This window comes from Halorubrum rarum (genome assembly GCF_048380895.1).
GTDB lineage: Archaea > Halobacteriota > Halobacteria > Halobacteriales > Haloferacaceae > Halorubrum.
This window is the reverse complement of the sequence record NZ_JBLWMN010000016.1, coordinates 63268-89752: the sequence shown is the minus strand read 5'-3', so window position 1 is coordinate 89752 and position 26485 is coordinate 63268. Positions and strand designations below refer to the sequence as shown.

29 protein-coding genes are annotated in these 26485 nt (G+C 67.8%); 12 read left to right on the top strand and 17 right to left on the bottom strand.

The window, feature by feature from the left end:
• Nucleotides 1-382: 382 nt before the first annotated feature.
• Entirely contained in the window at nt 383-697 is a 315-nt protein-coding gene (locus tag ACNSN7_RS12255) for an ASCH domain-containing protein (protein ID WP_418282578.1), read from the bottom strand.
• Between the two features lie 295 nt (nt 698-992).
• On the opposite strand from ACNSN7_RS12255, the gene pyrB reads away from it, so the two are divergent.
• From pyrB to ACNSN7_RS12240, 3 genes are all read left to right on the top strand, one after another.
• Nucleotides 993-1907, top strand: a complete 915-nt coding sequence (gene pyrB / locus ACNSN7_RS12250) for an aspartate carbamoyltransferase (RefSeq protein ID WP_418282577.1) — start codon at nt 993-995, stop codon at nt 1905-1907.
• Nucleotides 1904-2362, top strand: a complete 459-nt coding sequence (gene pyrI / locus ACNSN7_RS12245; RefSeq protein ID WP_418282576.1) for an aspartate carbamoyltransferase regulatory subunit — start codon at nt 1904-1906, stop codon at nt 2360-2362. Before pyrB ends, pyrI begins: the two co-directional genes overlap by 4 nt.
• A 217-nt stretch (nt 2363-2579) precedes the next feature.
• Nucleotides 2580-2972, top strand: coding sequence for a halocyanin domain-containing protein (locus tag ACNSN7_RS12240; protein ID WP_418282575.1), 393 nt, complete (start codon nt 2580-2582; stop codon nt 2970-2972).
• Between the two features lie 6 nt (nt 2973-2978).
• On the opposite strand, the gene ACNSN7_RS12235 is transcribed toward ACNSN7_RS12240, so the two are convergent.
• The 3 genes from ACNSN7_RS12235 to ACNSN7_RS12225 form a co-directional block, all read right to left on the bottom strand.
• Nucleotides 2979-4031 (bottom strand): mandelate racemase/muconate lactonizing enzyme family protein, encoded by a 1053-nt coding sequence (locus tag ACNSN7_RS12235; RefSeq protein ID WP_418282574.1) that lies wholly within the window; start codon nt 4029-4031, stop codon nt 2979-2981.
• A gap of 4 nt (nt 4032-4035) precedes the next feature.
• Nucleotides 4036-4965 (bottom strand): 1,4-dihydroxy-2-naphthoate polyprenyltransferase, encoded by a 930-nt coding sequence (locus tag ACNSN7_RS12230; protein WP_418282573.1) that lies wholly within the window; start codon nt 4963-4965, stop codon nt 4036-4038.
• Between the two features lie 203 nt (nt 4966-5168).
• Nucleotides 5169-5321, bottom strand: coding sequence for a hypothetical protein (locus ACNSN7_RS12225; RefSeq protein WP_418282572.1), 153 nt, complete (start codon nt 5319-5321; stop codon nt 5169-5171).
• Between the two features lie 169 nt (nt 5322-5490).
• Here ACNSN7_RS12225 and ACNSN7_RS12220 point away from each other — a divergent pair, with 169 nt between their 5' ends.
• Nucleotides 5491-5658 carry a hypothetical protein gene (locus ACNSN7_RS12220; RefSeq protein WP_418282571.1) on the top strand — a complete coding sequence of 56 codons (168 nt, stop codon included), beginning with the start codon at nt 5491-5493 and terminating at the stop codon, nt 5656-5658.
• A gap of 40 nt (nt 5659-5698) precedes the next feature.
• On the opposite strand, the gene ACNSN7_RS12215 is transcribed toward ACNSN7_RS12220, so the two are convergent.
• Nucleotides 5699-6868: a glutathione-independent formaldehyde dehydrogenase gene (locus ACNSN7_RS12215; protein ID WP_418282581.1), complete on the bottom strand. Its 1170-nt coding sequence runs from the start codon at nt 6866-6868 to the stop codon at nt 5699-5701.
• A 183-nt stretch (nt 6869-7051) separates the two neighbouring features.
• Nucleotides 7052-7633: a hypothetical protein gene (locus tag ACNSN7_RS12210; protein WP_418282570.1), complete on the bottom strand. Its 582-nt coding sequence runs from the start codon at nt 7631-7633 to the stop codon at nt 7052-7054.
• A gap of 142 nt (nt 7634-7775) precedes the next feature.
• Here ACNSN7_RS12210 and ACNSN7_RS12205 point away from each other — a divergent pair, with 142 nt between their 5' ends.
• The 6 genes from ACNSN7_RS12205 (at nt 7776) to ACNSN7_RS12180 (ending at nt 12910) form a co-directional block, all read left to right on the top strand.
• Nucleotides 7776-9056: an amidohydrolase gene (locus ACNSN7_RS12205; RefSeq protein ID WP_418282569.1), complete on the top strand. Its 1281-nt coding sequence runs from the start codon at nt 7776-7778 to the stop codon at nt 9054-9056.
• Nucleotides 9057-9284: 228 nt separating this feature from the next.
• A complete protein-coding gene (locus tag ACNSN7_RS12200) occupies nt 9285-10103 on the top strand; it encodes a DUF4397 domain-containing protein (RefSeq protein WP_418282568.1) in 819 nt (272 codons plus the stop codon).
• Nucleotides 10104-10213: 110 nt separating this feature from the next.
• Nucleotides 10214-10492, top strand: coding sequence for a winged helix-turn-helix domain-containing protein (locus tag ACNSN7_RS12195; RefSeq protein WP_418282567.1), 279 nt, complete (start codon nt 10214-10216; stop codon nt 10490-10492).
• Nucleotides 10493-10523: 31 nt separating this feature from the next.
• Complete coding sequence (locus tag ACNSN7_RS12190; protein WP_418282566.1) at nt 10524-10829, top strand: DUF8036 family membrane protein; 306 nt, start codon at nt 10524-10526, stop codon at nt 10827-10829.
• A 145-nt stretch (nt 10830-10974) separates the two neighbouring features.
• Complete coding sequence (locus ACNSN7_RS12185) at nt 10975-12102, top strand: FtsZ/tubulin family protein (RefSeq protein ID WP_418282565.1); 1128 nt, start codon at nt 10975-10977, stop codon at nt 12100-12102.
• Nucleotides 12103-12172: 70 nt separating this feature from the next.
• Nucleotides 12173-12910: a profilin-fold protein gene (locus ACNSN7_RS12180; RefSeq protein ID WP_418282564.1), complete on the top strand. Its 738-nt coding sequence runs from the start codon at nt 12173-12175 to the stop codon at nt 12908-12910.
• Nucleotides 12911-12928: 18 nt separating this feature from the next.
• On the opposite strand, the gene ACNSN7_RS12175 is transcribed toward ACNSN7_RS12180, so the two are convergent.
• Complete coding sequence (locus ACNSN7_RS12175) at nt 12929-14059, bottom strand: DUF373 family protein (RefSeq protein ID WP_418282563.1); 1131 nt, start codon at nt 14057-14059, stop codon at nt 12929-12931.
• A 110-nt stretch (nt 14060-14169) separates the two neighbouring features.
• On the opposite strand from ACNSN7_RS12175, the gene rtcA reads away from it, so the two are divergent.
• The gene (gene rtcA, locus ACNSN7_RS12170; protein ID WP_418282562.1) at nt 14170-15228 is read left to right on the top strand and encodes an RNA 3'-terminal phosphate cyclase; all 1059 of its coding nucleotides are present in this window, start codon (nt 14170-14172) and stop codon (nt 15226-15228) included.
• 21 nt (nt 15229-15249) lie between these two features.
• Here rtcA and sppA read toward each other — a convergent pair whose 3' ends face one another.
• From sppA to ACNSN7_RS12120, 10 genes are all read right to left on the bottom strand, one after another.
• Entirely contained in the window at nt 15250-16188 is a 939-nt protein-coding gene (gene sppA, locus ACNSN7_RS12165; RefSeq protein WP_418282561.1) for a signal peptide peptidase SppA, read from the bottom strand.
• Nucleotides 16189-16278: 90 nt separating this feature from the next.
• Nucleotides 16279-17202, bottom strand: coding sequence for a coiled-coil protein (locus ACNSN7_RS12160; RefSeq protein ID WP_418282560.1), 924 nt, complete (start codon nt 17200-17202; stop codon nt 16279-16281).
• 305 nt (nt 17203-17507) lie between these two features.
• The gene (locus ACNSN7_RS12155) at nt 17508-18419 is read right to left on the bottom strand and encodes an alanine--tRNA ligase-related protein (RefSeq protein WP_418282559.1); all 912 of its coding nucleotides are present in this window, start codon (nt 18417-18419) and stop codon (nt 17508-17510) included.
• 25 nt (nt 18420-18444) lie between these two features.
• On the bottom strand, nt 18445-18783 hold the full coding sequence (locus ACNSN7_RS12150) for a ferredoxin family protein (protein WP_418282558.1): 339 nt from the start codon (nt 18781-18783) through the stop codon (nt 18445-18447).
• Nucleotides 18780-20159: an FAD-dependent oxidoreductase gene (locus ACNSN7_RS12145; protein ID WP_418282557.1), complete on the bottom strand. Its 1380-nt coding sequence runs from the start codon at nt 20157-20159 to the stop codon at nt 18780-18782. The genes ACNSN7_RS12150 and ACNSN7_RS12145 overlap by 4 nt, the downstream gene beginning before the upstream one ends.
• On the bottom strand, nt 20156-21229 hold the full coding sequence (locus tag ACNSN7_RS12140) for an electron transfer flavoprotein subunit alpha/FixB family protein (protein WP_418282556.1): 1074 nt from the start codon (nt 21227-21229) through the stop codon (nt 20156-20158). Before ACNSN7_RS12140 ends, ACNSN7_RS12145 begins: the two co-directional genes overlap by 4 nt.
• Entirely contained in the window at nt 21226-22101 is an 876-nt protein-coding gene (locus ACNSN7_RS12135) for an electron transfer flavoprotein subunit beta/FixA family protein (RefSeq protein ID WP_418282555.1), read from the bottom strand. The genes ACNSN7_RS12140 and ACNSN7_RS12135 overlap by 4 nt, the downstream gene beginning before the upstream one ends.
• On the bottom strand, nt 22098-22484 hold the full coding sequence (locus ACNSN7_RS12130; RefSeq protein ID WP_418282554.1) for a hypothetical protein: 387 nt from the start codon (nt 22482-22484) through the stop codon (nt 22098-22100). Before ACNSN7_RS12130 ends, ACNSN7_RS12135 begins: the two co-directional genes overlap by 4 nt.
• Before the next feature lie 87 nt (nt 22485-22571).
• Nucleotides 22572-23141, bottom strand: coding sequence for a DUF8526 domain-containing protein (locus tag ACNSN7_RS12125; RefSeq protein ID WP_418282553.1), 570 nt, complete (start codon nt 23139-23141; stop codon nt 22572-22574).
• A gap of 409 nt (nt 23142-23550) precedes the next feature.
• Nucleotides 23551-24012 (bottom strand): ArsR/SmtB family transcription factor, encoded by a 462-nt coding sequence (locus ACNSN7_RS12120; protein WP_418282552.1) that lies wholly within the window; start codon nt 24010-24012, stop codon nt 23551-23553.
• Between the two features lie 293 nt (nt 24013-24305).
• Here ACNSN7_RS12120 and metG point away from each other — a divergent pair, with 293 nt between their 5' ends.
• On the top strand, nt 24306-26483 hold the full coding sequence (gene metG, locus ACNSN7_RS12115; protein WP_418282551.1) for a methionine--tRNA ligase: 2178 nt from the start codon (nt 24306-24308) through the stop codon (nt 26481-26483).
• Nucleotides 26484-26485 lie beyond the last annotated feature (2 nt).

Here is a 26485-nt window from a genome sequence, read left to right as displayed (position 1 = left end):
GCCCGCCGCAGCAAGCAGCGTGGCGCTACGCGCCACGGGCAGCCGGCGGCAGAGCCGCCGGCGACACCGCAGCGAGGAAGCGACAGCGACTGAGCGAGGCGCGCAGCAAGGCGCGCGAGCCGTCGCGGCTGGGGCTTTGCAGGTGTTTACCGTCGATCCGAGGAAGACCGCTTATAAGCGAGCGGCTGGGGCTTTGCAGGCGTTCATCGCAGAGTCCTCGATCGGTTATAAACACCCGCCAACAACACCCAAATTCGACTTATAAACAACCAGACCACCGATCTGGTACACCCACTCCCGCTATCGATCAAGAAGCACTCTTCAGCGACCAGATATTTCCGATAAATACACCTGGAGAATGGCTCTCAACAGAACCGCTCGTTTATAAACGCTCGAAGCGGTGCCGGACCACGTCCGCGTCGTCGTCCCACTCGAAGTTCCCGCCGTGGACCTGCACCATCCGCTGTTTATACGCGTCCAGCGACGGCGACCCCTCCCGTTGCGCGTCCTCGTCGGTCATGTCGCCGAGCGTTCGCTCGGTGACGTCGGTCAACTCGAAGACCACGCCGTCGATCTCGAACGTGTCTCCCGCCTCGCCGTATCGGTTACCGCGGTGCAGTTGGGTGACGTCGCCGTCGAGGGCGGCCCGTTCGACGCGGTCGTTGGGCAGCAGATCCGCGGGATCGAACTCGGACATACGCATCGTTGCAGCGCCGGACGCTTATAAGTGCGGCCGATCGCCGTCCGAAGTCCGTGTGACCTTCAGGCGAGGTCAGAGCGAGGTCAGAGCGAGGTCAGATCGGGGTCCGCTCGGGATCCTCTTGGGGCCCGCTCGGGGCCCGATCGACGACGTGCGATGGGCCGATGCGGACACGACGACGCGATCGTTGCGGATATCGAAAGGTCTCGGACGCCGGGATCCACGGGCCTGCATACCGTCGTTCGACTGCGAGCCGAGGGATTCAAGAGCGCTCCGCTCCCTCTCTTCGACGATGCGTCAGGATCACCTCATCACCGCGACACAGCTCTCGCGGGATGACATCGAGGCGGTGCTCGACCGGGCGCGCGAGGTCGCCGCCGACCCGGACTCCTACATGGACCGACACCGGGGGTCGGTGCTCGCGCTCTGTTTCTTCGAGCCGAGCACGCGCACGAAGATGAGCTTCGACACGGCCGCAAAGCGGCTCGGTGCCGATACGATCGACATGGGCGGCGTCGAGTCGTCGTCGGTGAAGAAAGGCGAGTCGCTCGCCGACACCGTCCGCGTGATCGAGGGGTACGCCGACGCCATCGTCCTCCGTCACCCCAGCGAGGGCGCGGCGACGCTGGCCGCGGAGTTCGTCGACGTCCCCGTCGTCAACGCGGGCGACGGCGCGGGCCAACACCCCTCTCAGACGTTGCTTGACCTCCACACGATCCGAGAGAACCACGGGCTCGACGACCTCACGGTCGGAATCATGGGCGATCTGAAGTACGGGCGGACGGTCCACTCACTGGCGTCCGCACTCACGAACTTCGACATCCGCCAGCACTTCATCAGTCCGGAGTCGCTTCGACTCCCGCGGTCGGTCCGGTTCGACCTTCACGAGGCAGGTGCACAGCTCCGCGAGCACACGGATCTCGATGCGGTGCTCCCGGAGCTCGACGTGTTGTACGTCACCCGAATCCAGAAGGAGCGGTTCCCGGACGAGAACGAGTACCACCGCGTCGCCGGCGAGTACCGGATCGATTCGGAGACGCTCGACGACGGGAAAGAGGACCTCACGGTGATGCACCCGCTCCCGCGCGTCGACGAGATCGCACCTGACATCGACGACACCGACCACGCCCGCTACTTCGAGCAGGCACACAACGGCGTCCCCGTCCGGATGGCGCTTTTGGACACTTTACTGGAGGGAGACCGATGAGCGACCACGAACTCCGCGTCTCGAAGATCCGCAACGGCACCGTCATCGACCACGTCGAGGGCGGACAGGCGCTGAACGTCCTCGGCATCCTCGGGATCGACGGCTCAGAGGGCCTCGGCGTCTCCATCGGGATGAACGTCCCCTCCGACCGACTCGGCCGGAAGGACGTCGTGAAAGTCGAGGGACGCGAGCTCTCGCAGTCGGAGGTCGACGTGCTCTCGCTCATCGCTCCCGAGGCGACGATCAACATCATCCGCGACTTCGAGGTCGCCGAGAAGAACCGGGTCACGCGCCCCGAGCAGGTCGTCGGCGTGTTGTCGTGTCCGAGCCGGAACTGCATCACGAACGCCGACGAGCCCATCGAGACGCGCTTCGACGTCGTCTCCGACGGCGTCCGATGCGGCTACTGTTCGACGATCATTCGCGACGACATCGCGGACCACATCGACGTCTAGTCGGACGTTCGCGGTCCCACGTCTCGGTCCCGCGTCTCGGTCCCACGTCTCGGTCCCGCGTCTCGGTCCCACGTCTCGGTCCCGCGTCTCGGTCCCACGTCTCGGTCTCACGTCTCGGTCCCGCGTCTCGGTCCCACGTCTCGGTCCCGGACATCGTTCTCACGGAGCGGAATCCGTCGAACCCTTTTAAGTAACGGATCACCTACCGACCGAGTACATGGTTGAAGGCACGCGCCGCGAGTTCGTCGCGTCCGCAGGAGCGCTCACCGTCGTCGCGCTGGCCGGCTGTTCCGACGACGACGACCCCGACCCGATAGACCTCATCGGGCGGGACGCCGTCGACGTCGCCGTGGGGGCGGGGAACGGACTGGAGTTCGATCCCGCACACGTCCGGGTCGCCGTCGGGACCACGGTCGTGTGGGAGTGGACCGGGCAGGGCGGCGGTCACGACGTGAAGGCGGTCGAGGGTGCCTTCGAGTCCGAACTGACGGACGAGGCCGGCCACACGTTCGAGTACACGTTCGACGAGCTCGGACGCTACGAGTACGTCTGTACGCCCCACCAGACGAGCGGAATGGTCGGCAGCGTCGAGGTCGTCGAGGGCGAGTGAGTTCGCTCATCGGAGCCCGTCGAACGCGTCCCCGGCGAGTCCTGGGGCCGTCGGCACCGATATCTCCCCCGCCTCGACCGGACAGGGGTCCGGTGCGAGGTCAGCCGCGAGCAGCGAGCCCGTCGCGAGGCCGCAGGCACCGACGTCCGGGATCGCGGCGGCGACGTGAACGGCACCGACCCGCGCGACCACGCCGTCGACCGTCGTCGTGACGATCGGCTCGACGCCCGCGGCTCGGGCGCGACGTGCCGCCGCCAACGCCTCGTCCGGGCCGCCGAGCGCCATCGGCTTCACGATCAACACGTCGGTCGCGTCCGCGTTCAACACCTCCTCGACCGTGTACGCCGCCAACGACTCGTCGACGGCGACGGGGACCCGCGAGTCCGCGCGCAGCCGTCGGAGACCGTCGAGGTCGTCCGCGGGAAGCGGCTGTTCGACGTACGCGGGATCGACGGCTCGGAACCGATCGAGCGCGCGGCGAGCGACCGAGCGGCTCCACGACCCGTTGGCGTCCGCACGGAGTTCGACCGCGGGACCGACCGCCCGCCGGACGGCCCGGAGACGCTCGACGTCGGCGTCGAGACCGCGCGCGCCCACCTTCACCTTGAGACACCGGTAGCCGTCGTCGACCGCGCGCTCGGCCGCCCGGGTCGCGGCGTCGACGGAGCCGTCCCCGATGGTCGCGTTCACCGGCACCGAGGCGGCCGGCGACGGGAGTTCCGCGTCCTCGGCGAGTCGTTCCGCGACCGATAGCCCGGCGTCCCGCGCGTCGGCGTCGGCGAGCGCGAGCGCGAGCCCGTGTCTCGCCGCGGGCGTCGCGTCGGCGTCGACCGCGTCGAGTGCGTCCGGACCGGCGTCGCCGATCCCGCACAGCGCGTCCTCGCACGCCGAGAGCGACTCCGTCCAGCCGGGAAGCGGCGTCGCCTCACCGAGTCCCGCGCTCGCGACGTCGTCGACGGTCGGGTCCACGCTCACGAGGAACCCCTCGCGGTCCAGCATCTCGGCGCGAGCGGTCCGGAGGGGGCTCGACAGTCGAAGCGAGAACGGGTCGATCCGCATCGGACTAGACGGCGAGGCCGACGGCGAACGCGACCGCGTACGCCGCGAGCAGTTTGCCGGTCGATTCGAGCGCCGGGTTGAGCGCCGCCCCGGACGTCTCCGAGAGCACGGTCCGCGTCACGCCGACGGCGAGCGGGAGGGACACCAACGGGAGCAGGGACGCGATCCCGTAGCCAGCCGACAGGAACCAGAACGGGGTGAGGTACGCGACGGCGAGCAGGACGAGAAACTGGCCTCGGGAGAACCGGTAGCCGAACCGGACCGCGAGGGTCCGCTTGCCCGTTGCGGCGTCCTCCTCGCGGTCGCGGACGTTGTTCACGACGAGGATGTTCGTCGACAGCGCGGCGATAGGGAGGCTCGCGATCAGGGCCGCGAGCGTAACCGTTCCCTCGGGGATCCACAGCGGGAACGTCCCGCCGACGAGCGCCGCCGCCTGCACGTAGTACGTCCCGGTCACGGCGATCACGCCGAAGAAGACGAACACGAACAGGTCACCCAGTCCGTGGTACCCCAACGGGTACGGGCCGCCGGTGTACGCGATCCCGGCGGCGACGGACGCGAGTCCGACGACCAGGATCGGGACGCCGCCGACGGCGACGAGGTAGGTCCCGACGGCGATCGCGGCCGCGAAGGTGAGCCACATCGCGCGTTTGACCTCCGCGGGCTCGATGATGCCGCTGGCGACGACGCGAGTGAACCCCTCCCGATCGTCGGTGTCGGCCCCCTGTATCGCGTCGTAGTAGTCGTTCGCGAAGTTGGTCCCGATCTGGATGAGCGCCGCCCCGACGAGCGCCGCCAGCGCCGGGAGCGGGGCGAACACGCCCGCGCCCACCGCGAGTCCGACCCCGACGATCACGGGTGCGGCGGCCGCCGGAAGCGTCTGTGGCCGGGCGGCCATCACCCACGCCTTCCGGCGCGACACCTCGGTACTCATTGGCTCCGCTTGGAGAGTCTCGCCCCTTAAACTTGCCATCGGCGTCGTGGCTCATGGCATACGCAGTGTGAACGCGGGCGGACCGCGGACGGCCCGGAAGCGTGCCGGGTCGGACCGCGGACGAACGGGAGGCGCGCCGGGTCGGACCGCGGACGGACCGGAGGCGTGCCGGGTCGGACCGCGGGCGACGTGGACAGCGGCGGTCAGATGCCGAGTTCGGTCCGTAGCTCGTCCCACTCCTCGTGGAACCCGTGGGTCGCCTCGGTGTCGTCCGCGATGGCCGACTGGTAGACGTCGTCGTACTTCAGCAGTTCGCTCCACCCGTCGTGGAACGCCCAGTTACAGTACTTGCACATACCTCGTGCCACGCGGGCGGACGACATACCGGTTTCGGCGACGGGCGAGCGAAGCCGAGCAAGCCGAACGAGGACGGGAGGCGGGACCGCGAGAACGAATCGAGCGACAGGGAGAACCGTGTGGGACGCGACCGTTTCACGAGCGGAGCTCCCGCTGCAACGCAACACCATGGTCACGTATCGTCGTGGCGGCTACGTCACGAGCGGCGACGACGCGGTCGAACGGAGCTGTGAGCACTGCGGCTGGCACGCGGTGGCCGACTCGTACCCGACGCTCATCGAACGGTATCAGTCGCACCTTCGGGACGAACACCCGAAAGCGTGGCTGAGGGCGTAGCGGGCGGGAAAAAGCGGGTCGATGGAGCCGACGGAGCCGTCTACGGTTCGAGCAGGACCTTCGTGACGCCCTCCTCGCGCTTGTCAAACGCCTCGTACATCTCGGGGGCCTCCTCGAGGTCGACCCGGTGGGAGACGACCCAGCTCGGGTCGGCGCGGCCCTCGATGATCATGTCCCGCAGGTACCGGTTGTACGCTTTCACGTTACACTGACCGGTCCCGAGCGACTGCCCCTTCTCGAAGAGGAGGCCGAAGTCGATGCCGAGTCGACCCTGTGCGGACATCTCGTCGGGAGCACCGGGGTCCTCGGGGACGTACAGCCCCGGAATCCCGAGCCTGCCGGTCGGCCGGACGACGCGGATGAGCTGGTTGAGAACGACTGCCGGGTTCTCCTTTGCGGGGTCGTACGCGAACTCGTCCGTGTCGCTGTCGACGTCCTTGGGGTCCGTCGCCTGATACCCGACGGCGTCGACGCCCTTGTCGACCTCGCCGCCGTGGGCGTCGGTGATCTGCTCGACCGGGTCCCCCTGTCGGAAGTCGATCGCGGTGGCGTCGCAGTGCTCCTCGGCCAACTCCAGTCGACTCGGAACCTGGTCGACGACGTATATCTCAGACGCGCCCTGGAGCTTGGCGCTGTACGCGGCCATCAGTCCGACCGGCCCGGCACCGAACACCGCGATCGACTCGCCGGGCTGGAGGTTCGCCAGTCGAGTGCCGTGCCAGCCGGTCGGGAAGATGTCCGCGAGCAGCGAGAACGCGTCCTCGTGCTCGCGACCCTCCGGGAGCTTGAGTGCGTTGTTGTCGGCGTACGGGACGCGGAGCTTCTCCGCCTGTCCGCCCGGATACGGTCCCATCGCGACGTATCCGTACGCCCCGCCGGCGAACCCGGGGTTCACGTTCGTACAGAAGCCCGTGTACCCCTCCTCGCAGTTCTGACAGAACCCACACGACACGTTGAACGGCATGACCACGCGGTCGCCCTCCTCCAACGTGGACACGGCGTCGCCGACCTCCGAGATGACCCCCATGTTCTCGTGGCCGAACACGATTCCCGGCTCCGCCGCGGTCCGGCCCTCGTACATGTGGAGGTCCGACCCGCAGATACACGACGTCGTGATGTCGACGACCACGTCGTTCGGGTGCTGTATTTCCGGTTCCTCTACCTCCTCGACCGCTACCTCGTAGTCTCCCTTGAAAACGACTGCGTCCATCATATGTTCAGTAATGAATATGAACGACCATTATATTAAGTCTATTTACATAACAGTTATATTTAATAATTCAATATTGTTGGTTCATAAACATTATGGGCGTTGAGACGGCGCGAGAAACGGGATCAACGGGGCGGCGTTCACCCCTTCAGTATCGGGTTTCTCGATCGCGGCGACGCGAGATCAGAACCGCCAGATCGTCATGTAGATCGACCTCGTATCTCGATCGAGACGGTTACGGAGGTCTCGAACGGCGGCGAGATACCGACCGTATTCCTCGATCGACGGCGCGTCCGGATACGGACCCTCGAGCGACGTCAGCTGCCGCACCGCGGTCCACTCTCGCGCACCGATCGGAACGTACATATCAGGATTAATAAACGTTAAAAACGCCGATCCGACACGGACGTCGACGGCCGGGAGGCGCGTGAGCGCCGCCAGCGCGCCCTCGTGAGCAGCGGGTTCGTCGGGGTCGCCGCTGGAGCCATCGATCGCCTCGATCGCGTCCGCGATCGCCGCTTTCACCTTCCCCATGTCGACGTCCGCGAACCGCTCTTCGATCTCCCGGCGCTCCTCGTGCGGGTACGCACTCTGGTCGCGTCTGAAGTACCAGCGGACGACCCACTCGGCGTCTCTCGGCCCGTACTCGCCGGCTCGAAACGCGTCCGGAAGCGACTCGATCGATTCCTGTTCGACCGGATACAGCGGCTCCTCCGCCCGATACGCGGCGACGTATCGGTCGACGTCCGCTGGCGCGAGTTCCATACCCGCTCGACGGGCGGGACCGGTAAAACCGTTCGGCGGGAGCGAACGCTCCGCGGGAGTCGCGGCGTTTCCGGACGACGGATACGCCAGAAAGCCACGTCGCGATTGGATCCTTTATATCGCCTCCGGGCCACGGTTCGATATGAGCGTTCTCGACTCCGAGAAATACCGCGAGTTCCGCCGAGATCTCCACCGACATCCCGAACCCGCCTGGTGTGAGTTCTACACCACCGCACGGATCGTCGCCGCGCTCCGAGACCGGGACCTCGCCGAACTGCACGTCGGTCCCGACGCGCTCGCGGGCGAGGAGCGGCTGAACGTCCCCGACGACGACGTCCTCTCCGAGTGGTTGGACCGCGCCCGCGACGCGGGTGCGGACGCCGACGTGCTCGACCGGTTGGCCGGGGGATACACCGGCTGCATCGCGGTCGTCGAGCGGGGACCGGGCCCGGTCGTCGGGCTCCGCGTCGACATCGACGCCTTGCCGATCCGGGAGACCGAGGACAGCGGTCACGTCCCGGTCTCGGAGGGGTTCCGGTCCGACAACGAGGGGTACATGCACGCCTGCGGACACGACGCCCACGCGACGATCGGCCTCGGAACGATCGACGCGGTGCTCGACTCCGACTTCTCGGGCACGCTCAAGGTGTTCTTCCAGCCCAGCGAGGAACAGGTCTCCGGCGGCAAGCCGATGGCCGACTCCGGCCATCTCGACGACGTCGACTACCTCTACGCGGTCCACATCGGTCTGGATCACCCGTCCGGCGAGGTCGTCTGCGGCGTCGACGGCTTCCTCGCGGTTCGGCACTTCCGCGCCGAGTTCGAGGGCGAACCAGCTCACGCGGGCGCTCGCCCCGAGGACGGTCGGAACGCGGTACAGGCGATGGCGACGGCGATAGGGAACCTCTATGCCATCCCCCGCCACGCCGACGGCCCGACGCGGGTGAACGCCGGGCTCGTCGGTGGCGGCACGGCGACGAACATCATCCCGGAGGAGTCGTTCATCGAGGGCGAGCTCCGAGGTGCGACGACGGAGCTCGCCGACTACATGGACGAGCACGCGAATCGCGTGCTTCGCTCGGCCGCCGAGATGCACGACTGTTCCGTCGATATCGACCTCCTCGGGGAAGCACCCAGCGCGACGAGCGACGACGAGCTCGCCGATATCGTCGGAGCGGTGTCGGCCGACGTCGACGGCGTCACGGCCGTCGTCGACACCGCGGAGCTGGGCGGGTCCGAGGACGCGACCTTCCTGATGCAGGCGGTCCAGGACCGGGGCGGGCTCGCCTGCTACGTCGGCGTCGGAACGGATCACCCGAGCGGTCACCACACGGACGCGTTCGACGTCGTGGAAGACGACATCCGAGTCGGTATCGACGTGCTCTCGCGAGCGATCCGACGAGTCGCCGAGACGCGCCCCTGACGGCCGACCCCCTCGTTCGCCGAAACGAGCCCGGGGTCGACCTCCTCGTTCGCCGAAACGAGCCCGGGGTCGACCTCCTCGTTCGCCGAGACGCACCCGGGGTCGACCCCGCGACGGACAGGGCGAATTCCGGAGAGAGTCCGGTGCGATCCCGGAACCACCTCGGATCCATCTCGGATAAACCTCGGAAATCCTTCATATCCGGCGAGTTCCTTCGTCCGGACGTCGATGACAACCCACAAGCGACGGACGGTACTGAAGACGGTCGGTGGCATCGCAGTCGTCGGAACGCTCGCCGGCTGTGCGGACGACGAGCCGGACCCGACGGACGAGCCGGACCCGACGGACGACCCGGAGGAAACCGAAGCGCCCGACGACGCTACGGCCGATGAGGAGATGGACGGCGGGGAGGCGGCCGACGACGAGCCGGCGGGCGAGTCGGATCTGCGCGTCGCTCACCTCTCCCCGGACGCACCGAACGTCGACGTGTACGTCGACGATGCGCCCGTGTTGGAGGACGTGCCGTTCCGGGCAGTTAGCGACTATCTCGAACTCCCGGCCGGCGAGTACGCGGTCACGATCACCGCTGCGGGCGACGTGGAAGCGGTCGTCTTCGACGAGCCGTTGGCGGTCCCCGAGGGGTCGTTCACGGTCGCCGCGCTGGGCGAACTCGCCGAGGAGAACCGATCGTTCGGTGTCGAGGTGTACGCGGACGACGTCTCCGACCCCGGCGAAAACGCTCGACTCCGACTCGTCCACGCCTCGCCCGACGCGCCCAACGTCGACGTGACCGTCGACGGCGATCCCGTCTTCGAGGACGTACCCTTCGGTGCAGCCGATTCGGTCGAGGTCCCCGCTGACGACTACGAGCTCGAAGTCCGGCCCGCGACACCCGACGTCGACGGCGACGTGGTCGCCACCTTTGACGTCTCTCCGGAGGCCGGCACCGTCTACTCCGCGTTCGCGATCGGCTATCTCGACCCGGACGCGGCCCCCGCTGACGAACCCTTCGACCTCGAGCTCGTCGTCGACGCCACTCACGACTGAACGAGCCGACGCCGACCGGTCGATCGCGACCGGTGACCGGTCCGACGATCAGTCCGATACCCGGTGCGGGGAACGGTAGCTTTAGGCGCGCTCCGTCCCTCGAAAACCGTATGGAAGCCGTCCTCTGGTACGTGCTCACCGGCACCCGAGGCGGCCCCAATCGCGTTCGGATCCTCCGTGCCGTCGACGACCGACCGCGGAACGCGAACCAGCTGGCGGAGCACCTGGAACTGGATTACACGACGGTCCGACACCACCTCGACGTGCTCCGCGACCACGACGTCGTCGAACGGACGGGCGACGGCTACGGCACGGTGTACTATCCGACCGAGAACACACAGCGGAACTGGGATCTCGTCGAGGAGATCTCGGAGGAGCTATCACAATGACCGGGACGACGCGAACGGAGGCGACGGGGGGATGATCGACTGGATAGACGTCGCGCGGATCAGCGTCACGCTGAACGTCGCGATGCTGATCGGGCTCACGTGGATCTGGGCGCGAAACTACCGGACCTTCCGGTCGAAACACTCGCTGGGACTGGCGGTGTTCGGCGTCCTGCTGCTCGCACAGAACGCGCTGTCGCTGTATTTCTACCTGTTCCACCCGGTGTTGGCGGCGTGGTTCGCCACGGACATGCCGCCGCTGGCATGGCGGGCGAACATCGTCGTCCACGTCTTCCAGACGGTCGCGCTCGCGTTCCTGCTGTGGGTGACGTGGGACTGACCCCCGGAACACGACAGGGCACCGCGTCGCGTTCGTTCCCTGTGCCCCGCTCGCCCCGTTGGGGCGCATCGATCGGTTCTCATGTAGACCGGCGACGTCGTCGGTGCCGAAACACTAAATCCCCGCCAGTCGACCGACCGACTGTATGCGCCTGCACGTCATCGGGCTCGGCGGTGCCGGGTGCCGGATCGTCGACGGACTCGCGGCCGAACACGACGGGGACCGGCTTCTCCAGGGCCTCTCCGCGTTCGACACCGATATGGACGCGCTCGGCTCGCTCCGACATCTCGACGACGACCGACGGTATCGCTTCGGCGACGCGGCCGGGGGTGACGGACTCGGTGGCGACCTCCACGCCGGACGACGGCTCGGAACGGCACACGCGGACGAACTGACGAGAGAGATGGACGACGAGCGACCCTCGATCGCGGAGGCGTTCCTGCTCGTCGTCGGCCTCGGCGGGGCCGCGGGGGCGGGTGCCGCGCCCGCGCTCGCCGAGGAGCTCGACCGGCTGTACGACGCGCCGACGTACGCGCTCGGGGTGCTCCCGGCGAGGGGTGAAACCGACCCTCGAACGACGGATCAGGGTCGGGACGAGAGCCCTCCCCGTCGACCGCTCGCGGACAAGAACGCGGCCCGAACGCTGGACGCGCTCTCCGCCCGCGTCGACGCCGTGTTCCCGTTCGATAACGACTCGTGGGTCCGGGCGGACGAGACGATCGCGGACGCCGCTCCGCGTGTCAACGCCGCGATCGTCGAGCGGATCGTCGCGCTGTTCGGTGCGGGCGAAGCCGGTGACGACGTCTCGACGCCACAGCAGGTACTCGACGCGAGCGACGTCGCCCGCGCGGTCGGATCGGACGGGGAGATCGCCGCGATCGGCTACGCGACACAGGGGATCGAGCCGCCGGAGTCCGGCTCCCGGTTCGGGTTCGGTCTGTTCGGCTCCTCGAAGCCGGCCGAGGTCGACACCAGCGCGGCGGTGTCCGCCGTCGAGACGGTCATTCGGAAGGCGGCTCGCGGAAAGGGCAGCATCGAGGTCCCCGAGGGTCGGGCGGACCGGACGCTGCTCGTGGTCGGCGGTCCCCCGGCGTGGCTCAACCGGACGGCGATCGCCGACGGCCGACGCTGGCTTGCGCAGGAAACCGGCTCCGACGCGATCCTGAGCGGTGACGCACCCAACGAAGACCGAGATGACGTGTTCGCGGTCGTGCTCCGGTCGGGGATCGACGACACCGAGCGGCTGTCGGAGATCCGGGCGTCGATCGAGTGAGGTGCTGGGGGAGGACCGCCGAGCGGGACGCTCCGAACCGATTAACTTCTCCCGGCCCCCGGTGTCGGTCGTGACCTCCCCTTCGTCTTTCGACCTCGACGTCGACGTCGACGACGTCGACGAACTCGCCGCGCGTCGTGACGACGTCGTCGCCGCCGTTCGCGATCACGCCGGCACCATCGCCTACCGACTCGCGCGGCTCCAGGGCGGCGAGTACGGTCGGATCGAACTGTCGACGCCCGGCGGCGAGTGGACGGTGAAACACGAGGCGGGTGAACTGGAGTTCCTGTTGTTCTCGCCGTCGAGCGGCTCCGACACGTACGTCGTCTCGACCAAGCAGCCGCCCGATCCGGCGGATCTGGCGACCGCGCTCGACGACTACCCGAACCTGGTGACGGCGTGGAACGACCACGTCGACTCGCTGTCGGGCGTCCTCGACGACGTGAGCGCCGAGTTCCCGGAACCCGTCTCGACCGCCGACGTCGTCGCCGAACGGGACCGCGTGCTCGACGCGATCAGGGACACGTGTCGCGTCATCGCCGGCGAGGTGTACCGGTACGAGGGGGACGACTACGGGACGTTCACGACCCGCGTGGGCGGACTCCGATGGGAGCTGAAGTGGGACGAAGGGGACGTCTCGTACCTCCGCGTCGGCGGCTCCGGCGGCGTGTACCTGCTCTCGCAGTACGAGGCCCCGTCGGCCGCGGACGTCAGAGAGTACGCCGACCCGTTCAGGGAGTTCGTCCGGGCGTACAACGAGTTCGTCGACGGATTGGAGAGCGACCTCGAACGGATCGAGGTGCCGTAGACGCCTTCAGCGGTCCGCTCACTCGTGTTCGGCGTCGCCGTCGGAGTCGATGACCTCCTCGAGCGTCTCCGTGCCCACGTCGCTCGCGAGCTTGACGCCGACGAGCGAGACGACGATTCCGGCGATGACCAGGGCCGCGAGTCGCTGGACCGGCGAGACCGCGATTCCCGCCACCGAGACGGGCTCGAGTATCGACTCCTGTTCGAGGAAGTAGCCGGCGAACCCGCGGACGACGAGTCCGACGGCGACGATCACGAACGGGAGGTTGAGGTACGGCGTCCGGATCCCCTCGTCCCGTATCAGTTCGTCGAGCAGTCGACCGACGGCGGCCGTGAGCCCCGCCACGGCGAGCCACGGGACGGCCGCGTACGCGAACTCCATCACCTCGACTAACGCGGGCACGTCCGAGCCGAGACTCGAGACCGACAGCGCGCCGAAGAACAGCCCCACGAGCGTCAACCCCCCGGCGACGACGTACGTGACGATCGACACTTGACCCGCGTACAGCGCCTCCCGAACGCGGTCCGGCATCCCCGCGACGGTCCGGTCTATCGAGAGCCCCTTATAAAGCAGCGCGGCACCGAGCAGTCCGGCGACGCCGGCGACGGCGGCGGCGGGAGAGAGCCAGTAGAACAGCGCCGGCAGGAGGAGCAACGCGACGCCGAACGGAACGAGCACCGTCGACCGGAGCTGTTCGTCCGCGAGGAACTGTTTGAGTAGGTAGTACGTCGATTCGAGGTCGTGTGCCTGTCTCACGACGACGCGGTCGACGGAGTCGACTCGCACCCGCGATTCGACGATCGGGAGGACTCGCTCGTCCTCGGCGGAGTCGACGACGACGATCGCCGACGACGGGTCGTACCGATCGACCAGATCGTCGAGCTGTGCAGCGATCGACCGATCGGCACCGATCGGGGAGTCGCTCGCGCCGGAGACGACCGCGACGACCGCCTCCTCGCGCTCGTCTCTGAGGTCGCGGGCGACCCGAAGCGCCTCCAGTAAACAGTTGACGCTGGCGTCCTCGGGGTCCCCGAGCCCGACGTCGGTCACGAGCGACCTGACCGCCTCCCATCCGGCGACGGGCATCGGGACGTTCGTGGTCCGTCCGATCGCACCGGACCGGTCCACGCAGATGACCAGCGTCGTCACGTGTTGGCTCACATCGCCCCCGAATAAAAACCCACTCGGTCGACGAAGGCGACGACGGAGATACCCATCGCCGTCGACGGAGATAACCCTCGCCGCCGTCGACGGAACGCATGATCGAGATCGACGGTGGGGACGGTGGCGGCGGCGTGCTTCGGACCGCGCTCGGACTCTCCATCGGGACGGGTCGGGCCGTGCGGATCGGCGACGTCAGGGGCGACCGTCCCGATCCCGGACTGAAACCCCAACACGTCGCGTGCATCGAGGCCGCATGTGCGGTCTCCGACGGGGACGCGACCGGCGTCGAGATCGGAAGCGACACCGTCGCCTTCGAGCCGGGCCCGGTCGACGGCGGCGACGTCGACGTCGACGTCGGCACCGCCGGGAGCGCGACGCTCGTCTGCTCGACGGTCCTCCCGGCCGCGCTCGTCGCCGACGGTGTCGTTCGGCTTCGCGTCTCCGGCGGCACCGACGTCGCGTGGTCGCCACCGGCCGACTACTTCGGCGGCGTCACGCTCGGGGCCCTCCGGGCGTCCGGCCTCGCGACGTCCCTCGAGATCACGCGGCGAGGGTTCTATCCCGCCGGCGGCGGAACGATCCTGCTCACGGCCGCGCCGTCGACGCTCGAGCCGATCGCGTTGCACGAGCGTTTCCCTCCGAGCCGGGTTCGCGTCGCCGCCGCCGCATCCGACGATCTGTTGGACGCGAACGTCGCCGATCGTCTCGCACGAACCGCCGGCGACCGACTCTCGAACGCGGGGCTCGCGGTGGCGTCCCGTAGTGCCGAGTACGTCGAGGCCCGGTCGACCGGTGCGGTCGTCGTGATCCGTGTGGAGGTGGATCGGCGGTCCGGGACGCCGGTCCCGATCGCCGGGTTCTCCGCACTCGGTGAGCCGGGAGTCCCGGCGGAAGACGTCGCGAACGCCGCTGTCGACGATCTCCGAGCGTGGCGCGACGGCTCCGGAGCGGTCGATCGTCACCTCGCGGACCAGCTCGTTCCCATCCTCGCGCTCGTCGGCGGACGAATTCGGATCCCGACGGTCACCGATCACGTCGAGAGCGCCGTCGCGGTCGCTCGTCGCTTCGGGTTCGACGTCGCTGTCGAGGCGAGTGAGAGCGACGGTTCGACGATCGTCTCGGCCGACGAGCCCTCGACCCGGCTGCGACGGTGAGTTCCGGCCCCTTGATCCGGGCTATCGAACCTCGACGTCGACGTCCCCGCCGTCGTCGGTGAAGACGCTGGCGACGCCGCTGCCGGCCGAGAACGCGACCCGTTCCGCGCCGATCCCGAGTCGCTCCACGATCCCGCGATCGGGCGTGAAATCGCGCATCTCGACGTCGTCGCCGATCCGGTCGGCGAGTCGCGCCTCGACGTCGTCACGGGTGCCGAGGTCGTCGACGAGACCGATCTCCGCGGCGTCGGTGCCGAGATAGACGCGGGCCTCCGTCTCGCGGACGTCCTCCGGATCCATCCCGCGCCCCTCGCTGACCGTCTCGACGAACTGCTCGTAGTAGCCGTCGATGATCCCCTGGAGGTACTCGCGTTCGTCCTCCTCGATCTCACGGAGCGGGACGCCGGCGTCCTTGTACTCTCCCGCGGTGAACTGCTCGTAGGAGATACCGAGCTTCTCGGCGAGTCCGGCGGCGTTCGGCCGCGATCCGACGACGCCTATCGAGCCGACGAGGCTCGCGTCGTGTGCCCACAGCTCGTCGCAGCCGCTGGCGATCCAGTAGCCGCCGGACGCACACAGATCGGTCGCGTACGCGACCGTCGGGCCGTCGAACTCGGCGGCCGCGCGTCGGATGTCGTCGCTCGGCAACACCGCTCCGCCGGGCGTATTGAGCTCCACGAGGAGCGCCTCGACCGACTCGTCGTCGTCGGCGTCCTCGATCAGTTCGACGACCTCGTCGGCGGTCGATCCGATCTGCCCCGACAGCGGGGACGGCCGTCCCCGATCACGGACGATCGGTCCGGAGACGTCCACCTTGGCGGCGTTGTACTCGTCGGCGTCGCCGATCCGACCGCAAGTGAGTTTGGCGGCGATCCGTCGGAACGCGAGCGTTGCAGTCGCGGTGAGCACCACGACGGCGACGATGAGCGCGCTTCCCTTCGACCGGGGATCGTTTTGCATACGTCCGATTGGTCGTGCTCCCGTTTAAGAGACGGGGCTCTCGGCGGTCGGGCGTCGTCGGGAGAAAACGGCAGCGTGTCGTCGGGTCGCTTACAGCAGGCCGGTCTTCTGGAGCTTCATCAGGTCCTCGGTGTCGAGCGTCTCGCCCTCCTTGAACTTCTGGTAGATCTCCTCGGCTTCCTCCTTCTCCTCCTCGCGCTTCTCCGCACGCTCGTCCTTCCGCTCGCGCTCCTCCTTCTTGTCGAGCTCGCGCAGGCGCTTTTGGACGCGGACGAAGTCCTCGTGGTGGCGGTCGGCCGCCTCCTGGGCCTCGACGAACAGGTCGTGCATCTCGTCGGCCTCGTCACGGATGTCGTCGGCCTCCCGGTAGGCCTCGATCATGTTGTTGTGGTGTTCCTGGGCCTTGTCCGCGAGCTCCGTCACCTTCTGGTGGTGCTGGGACGCCTCGGAGCGGACCTCCTCGGCCTCCTCGACGAGCTCGTCGAGCTCGCTGGAGTCGTCGACCTTCTCCTTTTTGTCCGCGAGCTTCTCTCGTTTGTCGTCGATCTTCTCGATGAGCTCGCGCTCGTCTTCGGCGTCTAAGACCTCCGTCTGCTGACGGAACTCGAGGTCCTCGATCTCCTCTTTGAGTTCCTCGATGGACTTCCCGGAGCCGAGCTCCATGTCCTGTTTCATCTCCTCGACCTGATCGAACAGTTCGTTGGCCTCCGCGTTGAGCTCGTTGCGGCTGTCCTTGTGCTCCTGGACCTGCTCGTTGAGCTCGTCGCGTTTCTCGCGGTGCTCCTGGGCCTCGTCGACCTTCTCGCGCGTCTTCGCGTTGAGGTCGTCGCGCTTCGAGGCTCGCTCGGAGGCCATCTGGTTCAGCTCGTTGCGTCGGTCTCGCAGCTGACCGGCGCGTTTGATGAGCTGTCCTTTGGACCCGTTATCGAGGTCGTCCTCCGACAGGTCCACGTTGTCTTCCGCTTCCATCGCTTCGATATCGTACTGTTCGATGACTTCTTCTTTCGTTACCATTTTTCTATCTCTCCATCACCGCTCCGGATATGGCGGACGCTCGCCCTCGTGCGTCATGCCGTGGATAAGAACTCCCGTTCATTTCAGCGTGCGATCCAACCAGCGCCGGAGGCGTTCTGGTGACTGGACATACTCGACTCTCAGGTATAAAAGTACCGGAGGAGACATATATGGGAGTAGTTAACACACACCGAACAAATCGGATGGATCCGCCCACAAACGGCATGTGAGCGGGTGACGTGGGTGTCTCGCGTTCGACGAATCCGCCATGTCGGCGGCGGATCGACCACGCGATCGACCCTTGTTTATAAGCTATCGGTCGACCGGCGCTCACCCTCCGCCTCGGTCGTCGACGCGTGGTCCGCGAGAACGAAGTTCACTCGTTCCTCGTCGCTCCCCTTCGTCTCTCTCCCGGTGACGACTATTTCGCCGATCTCGGACGTGTTTTTCACGTGCGTTCCCGCACACGCGGTTCGATCGTACGGAGCGCCGCCGCCGTCGGTCTTGTCGCCGCCGGTCTCGTCGCCATCGGCCTCATTGCCGCCGGTCTCGTCGCCGTCGGCCTCGTCGTCGTCCGCCTCGTCGCCGTCGGCCTCGTCGCCGATCTCGACGATCCGTAGCTCGGTGATCGACGTCGGGAGGAGGTCGATCCGCGTCCGGTCGGTGTCGAGCGTCGCCTCCGCGGTCTCGCGGTCCATGGTGTAGCTCTCGACCGGACGAGCGTCGTCGACGAGTTCGTTGAGCCGCCGCTCGATCAGCGCCAACTCCTCGTCGTCGAATCGGTCGTACGCCGCATCGAGGTGTGCGTGGTCCGCGTACAGCTGGTTGCCGGTCGTCCGCGCGTCGAACGCTTCCAAGAGCAGCGCCGACAGCAGGTGTTGAGCGGTGTGGTATCGCGAGTGCGCACGGCGTCGCTCCCGATCGATCTCGCCGACGACGGACGTTCCCGGTTCCGGAAGCCGTTCCGCGCCGCCGGTCGCCGGCTCGAGCGTGTGATACACGGTGTCCGACTTCTCGACGTCGACGACGCGCCACCGCCGGGCGTCGCCCCCGTCAGGTCCCTCGGCGATGCGGAGCGTGCCGGTGTCGTGCGGCTGGCCGCCGCCGGTCGGGTAGAAGTGCGTTCGATCGAGGACGATCCGGTCGTCGAGCGTCCGCTCCACGGTGGCCTCGAACGTGGAGACTGCGTCGTCGATGAGGTACAGCTGCTCGGTCATACGGTGACCGAGCGGTCGGATCCACTTACCCGTTCTTGTAGGTCACGCCGGCTCCGCGCGTCGGGTACGTCCACTCGACGTTGCCCTGGGGGCACGCCCAGCGACAGCTCCCGCACTCCAGACAGTTCTCGTAGGCGATGTGGGGAACCCCGTCCTCGCCCTCCCGCCACACGTTGGCCGGACAGACGTCGACGCAGTCGTAGCTGTGACACGACTCCGCACAGATTCCGGGCACCTTCACGTCGAGGTGCGACTCGCCGGCGTCGTCGTATCGGACCGTGTACAGCCGGTCCTCCAGCGAGTCGTTCTCCGCGGACGGTCCCTCCGGGCTGACGTTCGGAACGTTGGGTGTGGTAGTGCTCATCGAATCACCTTGCGGTAGCGGTACGCGAGCTTCGCCGCGCCGCGCCAGCCGCCGACGGTATCGAGGATCCGGTCGCGCGCCTCCTCGGCGTGGCGCTCCTTCGGCTCCCGGTCGATCCGGAAGTACTCCGCGCCGGCGTCCGCCAGCGCGTGGGGCAGTTCCTCGAAGATCAGGTCGCGGTCCTCCTCGACGCGGTCCATCAGCCAGCCGTACCGCTCCAGGTTCTGCACGACGAACGACTCGTCCAACCGCTCGGGGTACGATCGCAGTGCGCCCTCGTCGATCCGGTCCCGTCGGGCGGCCTCGGCGATCGCCTCGCCCGCGAGATAGCCGCTCTCGACCGCCATGTTCGTCCCCTCCAGATGGACGCCGTTGTTCAACACGAGCCCCGCGGCGTCGCCGACGATGGCCGCGCCGTCGTGGACGAGTTGCGGGATCGACTCGTGGCCGCCCTCCGGAATGGCCTTCGCGCCGTACTCGACGGTGCGCGCGTCCCTGACGAGCGGCGCGACCGCCGGATGGGACTTGAAGGCGTTCAGCGTTCCCTCCGGATCGGGCTGTCGCCCCCTCGCGTCGGCGATGGAGTACGCGAGCCCGACGCTTATCGTGTCGCCGTTGGTGTAGATGAACCCGCCACCGACCGCGTCACCGACGGCACCGTCGCCGAAGTAGTGGTACGAGACGCCGCCGTCGTCGGAGAGGCGGAACCGGTCCTCGATGACGCCGTCGCGCTCGGGGAACTCCAGCACCTCCTTGACGCCGACCGCGACGTTCTCCGCTCGCTCCGGCTTCTTGAGGTCGGCTCCCTCGCTCACGAGGGAGTTCCCGCCCTCGGCGAGCACGACGTAGTCGGCCGTGATGTCGCCGTTCGGTCGGTCCGTCTCGACGCCGACGATCCGTCCGCCGTCGCTCCGGATCAGTCCGGTCACGGTCGTCTCCGTGAGGAGCACGGCCCCGGCGTCGACCGCCTGCTCGGCGAACCAGCGGTCGAACTCGCCGCGAAGCACCGTGTACGAGTCGTTGTGCGGCGGATCGTGCCACTCGCCGGGGCGCAGCGACACCGCGGTCTCGTCGGTCTCCGAGAGCATGCTGAACCGCTTTTCCGCGACGTACCGCTCGACGGGGGCCGACGAGACGTCGACCAGCTCGCGCAGCGTCGGCGTGTAGAGGACCCCGCCGAACACGTTCTTCGCGCCGGGGTATCGCCCCCGCTCGATCATCAGGACGTCGAGCCCGTCGTTGGCCATCGTCACCGCCGCGGCGCTCCCGGCGAGCCCGGCTCCGACGACGATCGCGTCGAACGCGCCGTCGTAGTCCGGCTCCGCGACCGGCTCGCTGCGGGCCTCCTCTCCGTCGTCCGCTGACGTGTCGCTCATTGCACTACCTCCTCGGGATCGGTTTCCTCATCGAGCAGGACCGCGAGCCGCGGTGCGATCTCGAAGAGATCGCCGACGATCCCGTAGTCGGCGTGTTCGAAGATCGGTGCGTTGGGGTCGTTGTTGACGGCGATGACCGTCCGGGCGTCGTTCATCCCCTCGATGTGCTGGACCGCACCGGAGATCCCGAGCGCGACGTACAGCTCCGGTCGGACGGTCTTCCCCGTCTGACCGACCTGTCGCGCGCCCTCGACCCAGCCCTCGTCGACCGCCTTCCGACTGGCCGCGAGGTCCGCGTCGAGCGCCTCGGCAAGTTCGATCGCGGGGTCGAGGTTCCCCTCGACGCCGCCGCCGACGGCGACGAGCCGATCCGCGTCGGTGATGTCGGCTCGGTCGCCGACGTCGCGTTCGAGCACCTCGGTGACCGTGTGCTCCTCGTCGACGACGACGTCGACCCGCTCGATCCGGTCGGCCGGGTCGCCGTCGACGGCCTCGGAATCGGGATCCGCGGCCTCGAACACGCCCGCACGAACGGTCGCCATCTGCGGGCGGTGTTCGGGACAGACGATCTCCGCGAGGACGTTCCCGCCGAACGCGGGCCGGCGGGCGAGCAGCTGCCCGTCGTCGTCGACGTCGAGCTCGGTCACGTCCGCGGTGAGTCCGGCGTGCGCCGGAACCGCGACCCGCCCGGCGAAGTCCCGACCGGTGTGGGTCCCGCCGATGAGCACGATCCCGGGGTTTCGCTCCTCGACCATCTCGCGGAACTGCGTCCCGTACGGGTCCGCTCGGTACGGCTCGAACACGGGGTCGTCGGCGACGAGAACGCGGTCCGCGCCCCGCTCGATCGCCTCGGTCGCCACGTCGTCGACGTCCTCGCCGATCACGAGCGCGACGAGGTCCTCCTCGAGGTCGTCCGCGAGCCGTCGCCCCTCGGTGAGCAGCTCCCACGAGACGGCCATCGTGTCGCCGGCGTGTTCCTCGATGAACACCCAGACGTCGCTCGCGAGGTCGACCTCGCTGGCCTCGTCTCCGTCCCCGGCGTCGGTCGTCTGCTCGGCGTCGTCGCTCATCCGTCCACCTCCGTGGCCGCGACGATCGCGTCGAGCAGCTCCGCCGGCGTATCGACGACCTCGTTGGCCCGCTCGACGGGCTCGACGGTCTCCATCCCGCCGACCTGCGTCGGCGAGGCGTTCATCCCCACGTCGTCAGCGTCGATCTCGAGCTCCTCGGTGGTCAGCTCCAACGGCTCGAAGTCGTTCTCGGCGTAGATCTTCCGATGGAGCTCGGCCGGCCGCGCGTCGAACTCGCCGTACGCGGCCGCGACGACGACCGGAAGGTCTGCGGCGACGCGCTCGTGCCCGCCCTCGACGTCGCGGCGCGCCGCGAGCCGGTCCTCCTCGGGGAGGGGATCCAGCTCCTCGACGTACGTGAGCTGTGCCCACCCGTTGTGTGCGGCGATCCCCGGCGGCACCTGTCCGGTCGAGGAGTCGGTGGTCTCTTCGCCGGCGACGACCACGTCGGCGTCGAGGTACGTCGCCGTCTCCGCGAGCGCGTAGCTGGTCGGCCACGTGTCGCTGCCGCCGAACGCCCGGTCGGTCACGAGCGCGGCGTCGTCACAGCCCATCGCGACCGCCTCCTCCAACACGGCGGCCGCGTTCGGCGGCCCCATCGTGATGGCGGTGACCGTTCCGCCGACCTCGTCGCGGATCGAGAGGGCGGCCTCCAGCGCGTCGCGGTCGGGCGCGTTGAGCACGGCGGGCGCGCTCGACCTGTCGAGCCGCCCGGTGTCCGGATCGATGTTCACCTCGTCGGAGTCCGGTACCTGCTTGACCGCGACGACGATCCGCCACCCGTCCTCGGCGTCGGCTCGGACGGTGGGGTCGTCGTCGGGAGTCGCGTTCGTCTCGTCGGTGGGATTCGTTTCGTCGTCGTGTTTGGTCATCCGTGCACCTCAATAGCACAGTCTCGTTCGATGTCGACCGAATACGGGGCCGACAGCGGTGGTTCACAGCGAGCGGAGAGCTCCGTGACGCGTTCGCAGAGGTCCCGAACCAGTCGTCGATGCTGGTCAGGGACGACACAGTCTCGACGGTCGGTATCGATGCGGATCCGATCGCGACCGCCGTCGACGGCCGGTTCGGCGTCGACTCGGCGAACGTCGGGGTCCTCGGTCCAGGCGAGCATCCACTCCAACAGCCAGCTCTCGAAGTCGCTCTCGTGAGCGTCCTCGGTGCCATCGTACGTGAGCATGTATCGGCAGTTGGCCTCCCCTTCGGACGAGGCGATCCCTCCGAACGGTGGCGGTTCCGGTCTCTGATTCCTCATACGCGAGAATACGAACCTGTCGCGGTAACGATCCGGATTCAATGTACAGGTGTTTAAATACCGAGGCGGAGCCGTCGACGGAGTCGGCTACTCCGGGAGTTCCCCGGTGAGCCCGGCGCGGAGGTCGCGACCGAAGTAGTGTCCGACAAGTGCGACCACCAGCCCGATCCCGCCGCCGACGGCGAGCAGGGCGACGCCCCACTCCTGGACGTACTGCAGTCCGATCGGGAGAAAGCCGATCCCGAGGACGTTCAACAGCGCGCTGCCGCCGCCGATCCCGGCTCCCGCGAGTCCGGTTTCGGCGTACCTACCGGTCGAAAAGAGGAGGCCGGCGAGGAACGCACCGAGGAACACGCCCGCGGCGTGGCCGATCGTCCCGCCGATAAGCGGGATCATCCCGCCGAGGAACACGCCGAGCCCCAACGCGATCACGGCGACGGCGAACGACTTGATCGAGAACCAGCGACCCTCGATCCCGACGCGACCGGCGGGACGTCCGCCCCGCTCGGACCCGCCGCCGGACGGGGTCGTTTCCGGCGCATCGCGATCGGCCACGGCGTCGCGGCCGCTCTCGCCCGCGAGGTCGTCGTCGAGGAGGTCGTCGAGATCGTCGAGCGGGTCGCCGTCCGACCCCGCTCGCTCCTTGGAGGGTTGCATACCCGACCGATACGCCCGTGACGCCTTGTGTCTTGTGTCGAGCCCTGTTTCGATCCCGTACCTCGGAACGAGACGGCACGACGCCTCCGGAAACCCGGTGTCGTGAACGCCGCGCTCGACCCCGGACGAGACCCGATCCGTTCACCGGAAACGTGGTGTGTTGCCACACTGGACGGGAGCCCACGGGCCGGAGACTGCGTGACTTCCAGAGACAACGCGACGTCGGCGAGCACACCCTCCGTGTGGCGCTGACGGCGGAGTTCCTCCAACACGGCCGCGCTCGGGAAGCGATCTCGTCACGCCGCGACCGGTGTTCGCGTTTCCCGACCTCGAACCGGACGATCGGTGAATCCGTCTGTACTCACACGGGTCGCTCCCGAGACGCTCCGAGCACACGAGTTGGAAGCCACTACGTCCCGACGACGTCGTCGACGAGGTTCGCGACGGAGCGCCATGCGGCGATCGCGATCGCCGGCGCGCCGACGACGCCGGCCAGTCCGGCGAACGCCTTTCGGACGCGCGGACCGTCGTTTTCCGTCCCCAACACGAGCACGAGCGGCTCGCGCGCCACCGCGTACACGTTCATCTCTCGACCTTTCTCCGAGTAACAGACGTCGACGACCTCGATGAGGCCGGCTTCCTGGAGCTTGTCCAGGTGGTAGCTCGCGTTCTGAATCGACAGATCGAGGTCGTCGGACAGCTCGGAGGCCGTCAGCGGATCCTCGTTCAGCCGACGGAACGCGTCCATCGTCGTCTCCGAAGCGAGCGTCGACACCAGCTCCTTCGTCCGATCGTCGTCGACGTACAACACGGACGGATCGCCGCTGCGGTCGATATCCGGATCCGTTCGCGAGGGGAGTAGCTTGGGCATAGGCGTGAAAGCGGAGTTACCTCCGGGTATCGTCCGGATCCGGTTAGCTTCTCGGGTGGGTTAAACCGTAATTTGAGTCTCCCGCATCTGGAGACCAGTTCCACACGCCGGTCATCGAAGGATCGCCGGAGGGCCGCCGGAGGATCGCCGGAGGGCCGCCGAAGGATCGCCGGAGCACCGTCGACCGTCGGAGGACTGTCGACCGCCGGAGCGTCGTTAGCGAGTCGCCGATCTCGACCACGAACCAGCGGGTTTTTGGCCCGTATGCCCGACCTATCGAACACGCACATCTCATGAGCCACGACGACTTCCCCACCGAATCCCCCGCGGTGGTGACCTGTGGTCTGCCGTACGCCAACGGCGACCTCCACATCGGTCACCTCCGCACGTACGTCGGCGGCGACGTGTTCTCTCGCGCGCTCCGACGGCTCGGACAGCAGACCGCGTTCGTCTCCGGCTCGGACATGCACGGGACGCCCGTCGCGGTCAACGCCGAGCAGGAGGGCGTCTCCCCCGAGACGTTCGCGCTCGACTGGCACGAGCGGTACGCCGAAACGTTCCCGAAGTTCAACGTCGAGTTCGACAACTACGGCCACACTCACGACCGGACGAACACGGAGACGACACAGGCGCTGGTCCGTGATCTGGAGGACGCCGGCCACGTGTACGAAAAGGAGATCATGGTCGCGTACGACCCCGTCGACGACCAGTTCCTCCCCGACCGCTACGTGGAAGGGACCTGCCCGTACTGCGGCGAACACGCCCGCGGCGACGAGTGCGACGAGGGCTGTCAGCGGCACCTCGAGCCCGGCGAGATCGACGAGCCCGTCTCGACGATCACGGGCAACCCCGCGGAGTACCGCGAGCGTACCCACAAGTTCTTCGCCGTCTCGGAGTTCGCCGACTACCTCTCGGGGTTCCTCGACCGACTGGAGGGGACCTCGAACGCCCGCAACCAACCCCGCGAGTGGATCGAGCAGGGGCTCCAGGACTGGTGTATCACCCGCGATATGGACTGGGGGATCGACTACCCGGAGGACGGGGCGGCGTCGCCCGGGAAAGACGACGGAGGCTCCGAACGGGACCTCGTGTTATACGTCTGGGTCGACGCCCCGATCGAGTACATCTCCTCGACGAAGCAGTACACCGACCGGGTCGGCTCCGACGTCTTCGACTGGGAGACCGCCTGGAAGGAGGGAGTCAGCGAGGCCCATCCCGAGGGCGGCGAGATAGTCCACGTCATCGGTCGCGACATCATCCAACACCACACGATCTTCTGGCCGGCGATGCTCGAGGCGACCGATCACGCCGAGCCCCGGGCGGTGATGGCGTCCGGCTTCGTCACCCTCGGCGGCAAGGGGTTCTCGACCAGCCGCGACCGCGCGGTGTGGGCCGACGAGTACATCGACGAGGGCTTTCACCCCGACCCGCTGCGCTACTACCTCGCGACCAACGGCGGGTTCCAGCAGGACGTCGACTTCTCGTGGGAGAAGTTCCGGGACCGCGTCAACACCGAACTGGTCGGGACGGTCGGGAACTTCCTGTACCGCTCGCTCCTGTTTGCCCACCGCAACTACGACGGCGCGCCCGACGTCGACGCGACGAGCGAGGAGGTCGCCGACCGCATCGACGAGGCGATAGCCGACGTCGAGGCCGCGGTCAACGACTACTCGGTCCGCGCGCTCGGCGACGCCGTCACCGACCTGGCGCGGTTCGGCAACGAGTACATCCAGCGCAACGAGCCCTGGCGGCTCGTCGACGACGAGCCCGAGAACGCGGCACAGGTCATCCACGACTGCGTCGCGATCGCGAAGGCGATCGCCGTCCTCTTCGAGCCGATCGCTCCCGCGAAGGCCGAACGCCTCTGGGACCAGCTCGGCGAGTCCGGGTCGGTCCACGAGGTCACCGTCGACGAGGCCAGACGCTCACCCGCAGGCGACCTCTCGGAACCGACCGAGCTGTTCGAGAAGATCCCGGACGAGCGCGTCGACGAACTGAACGAGAAGCTGGAGGCGCGCGTCGCCGGGGCCGAGGAGGGCGAACGCGACGACGACCGAGACGACGGGAGCGAGGACGACGAGACCGACGACCACACGGACACCACCGACGACGACACCACCGACGACATGACCGACATCGAACCCATCAGTGACGACCGGATCAGCTTCGAGGAGTTTCAGGAACTCGACCTCCGCGTCGGCCGGATCGAGGACGCGGTCGGCATCGAGGGAGCGGACGACCTCCTCGAGTTGACCGTCGACCTCGGCGCGGAGACGCGGACGATCGTCGCCGGGCTCAAGCGACTCCACGACGTCGACGATCTCCCGGGAACGAAGGTGATCGTGCTCACGAACATGGAGCGGGCGGAGCTGTTCGGCGTCGAGTCGAACGGGATGGTGCTCGCGGCCGGCGAGGAGGCGGACCTCCTCACGACCTACGAGGGCGCGGAACCGGGCACGAAAGTCAAATAAGA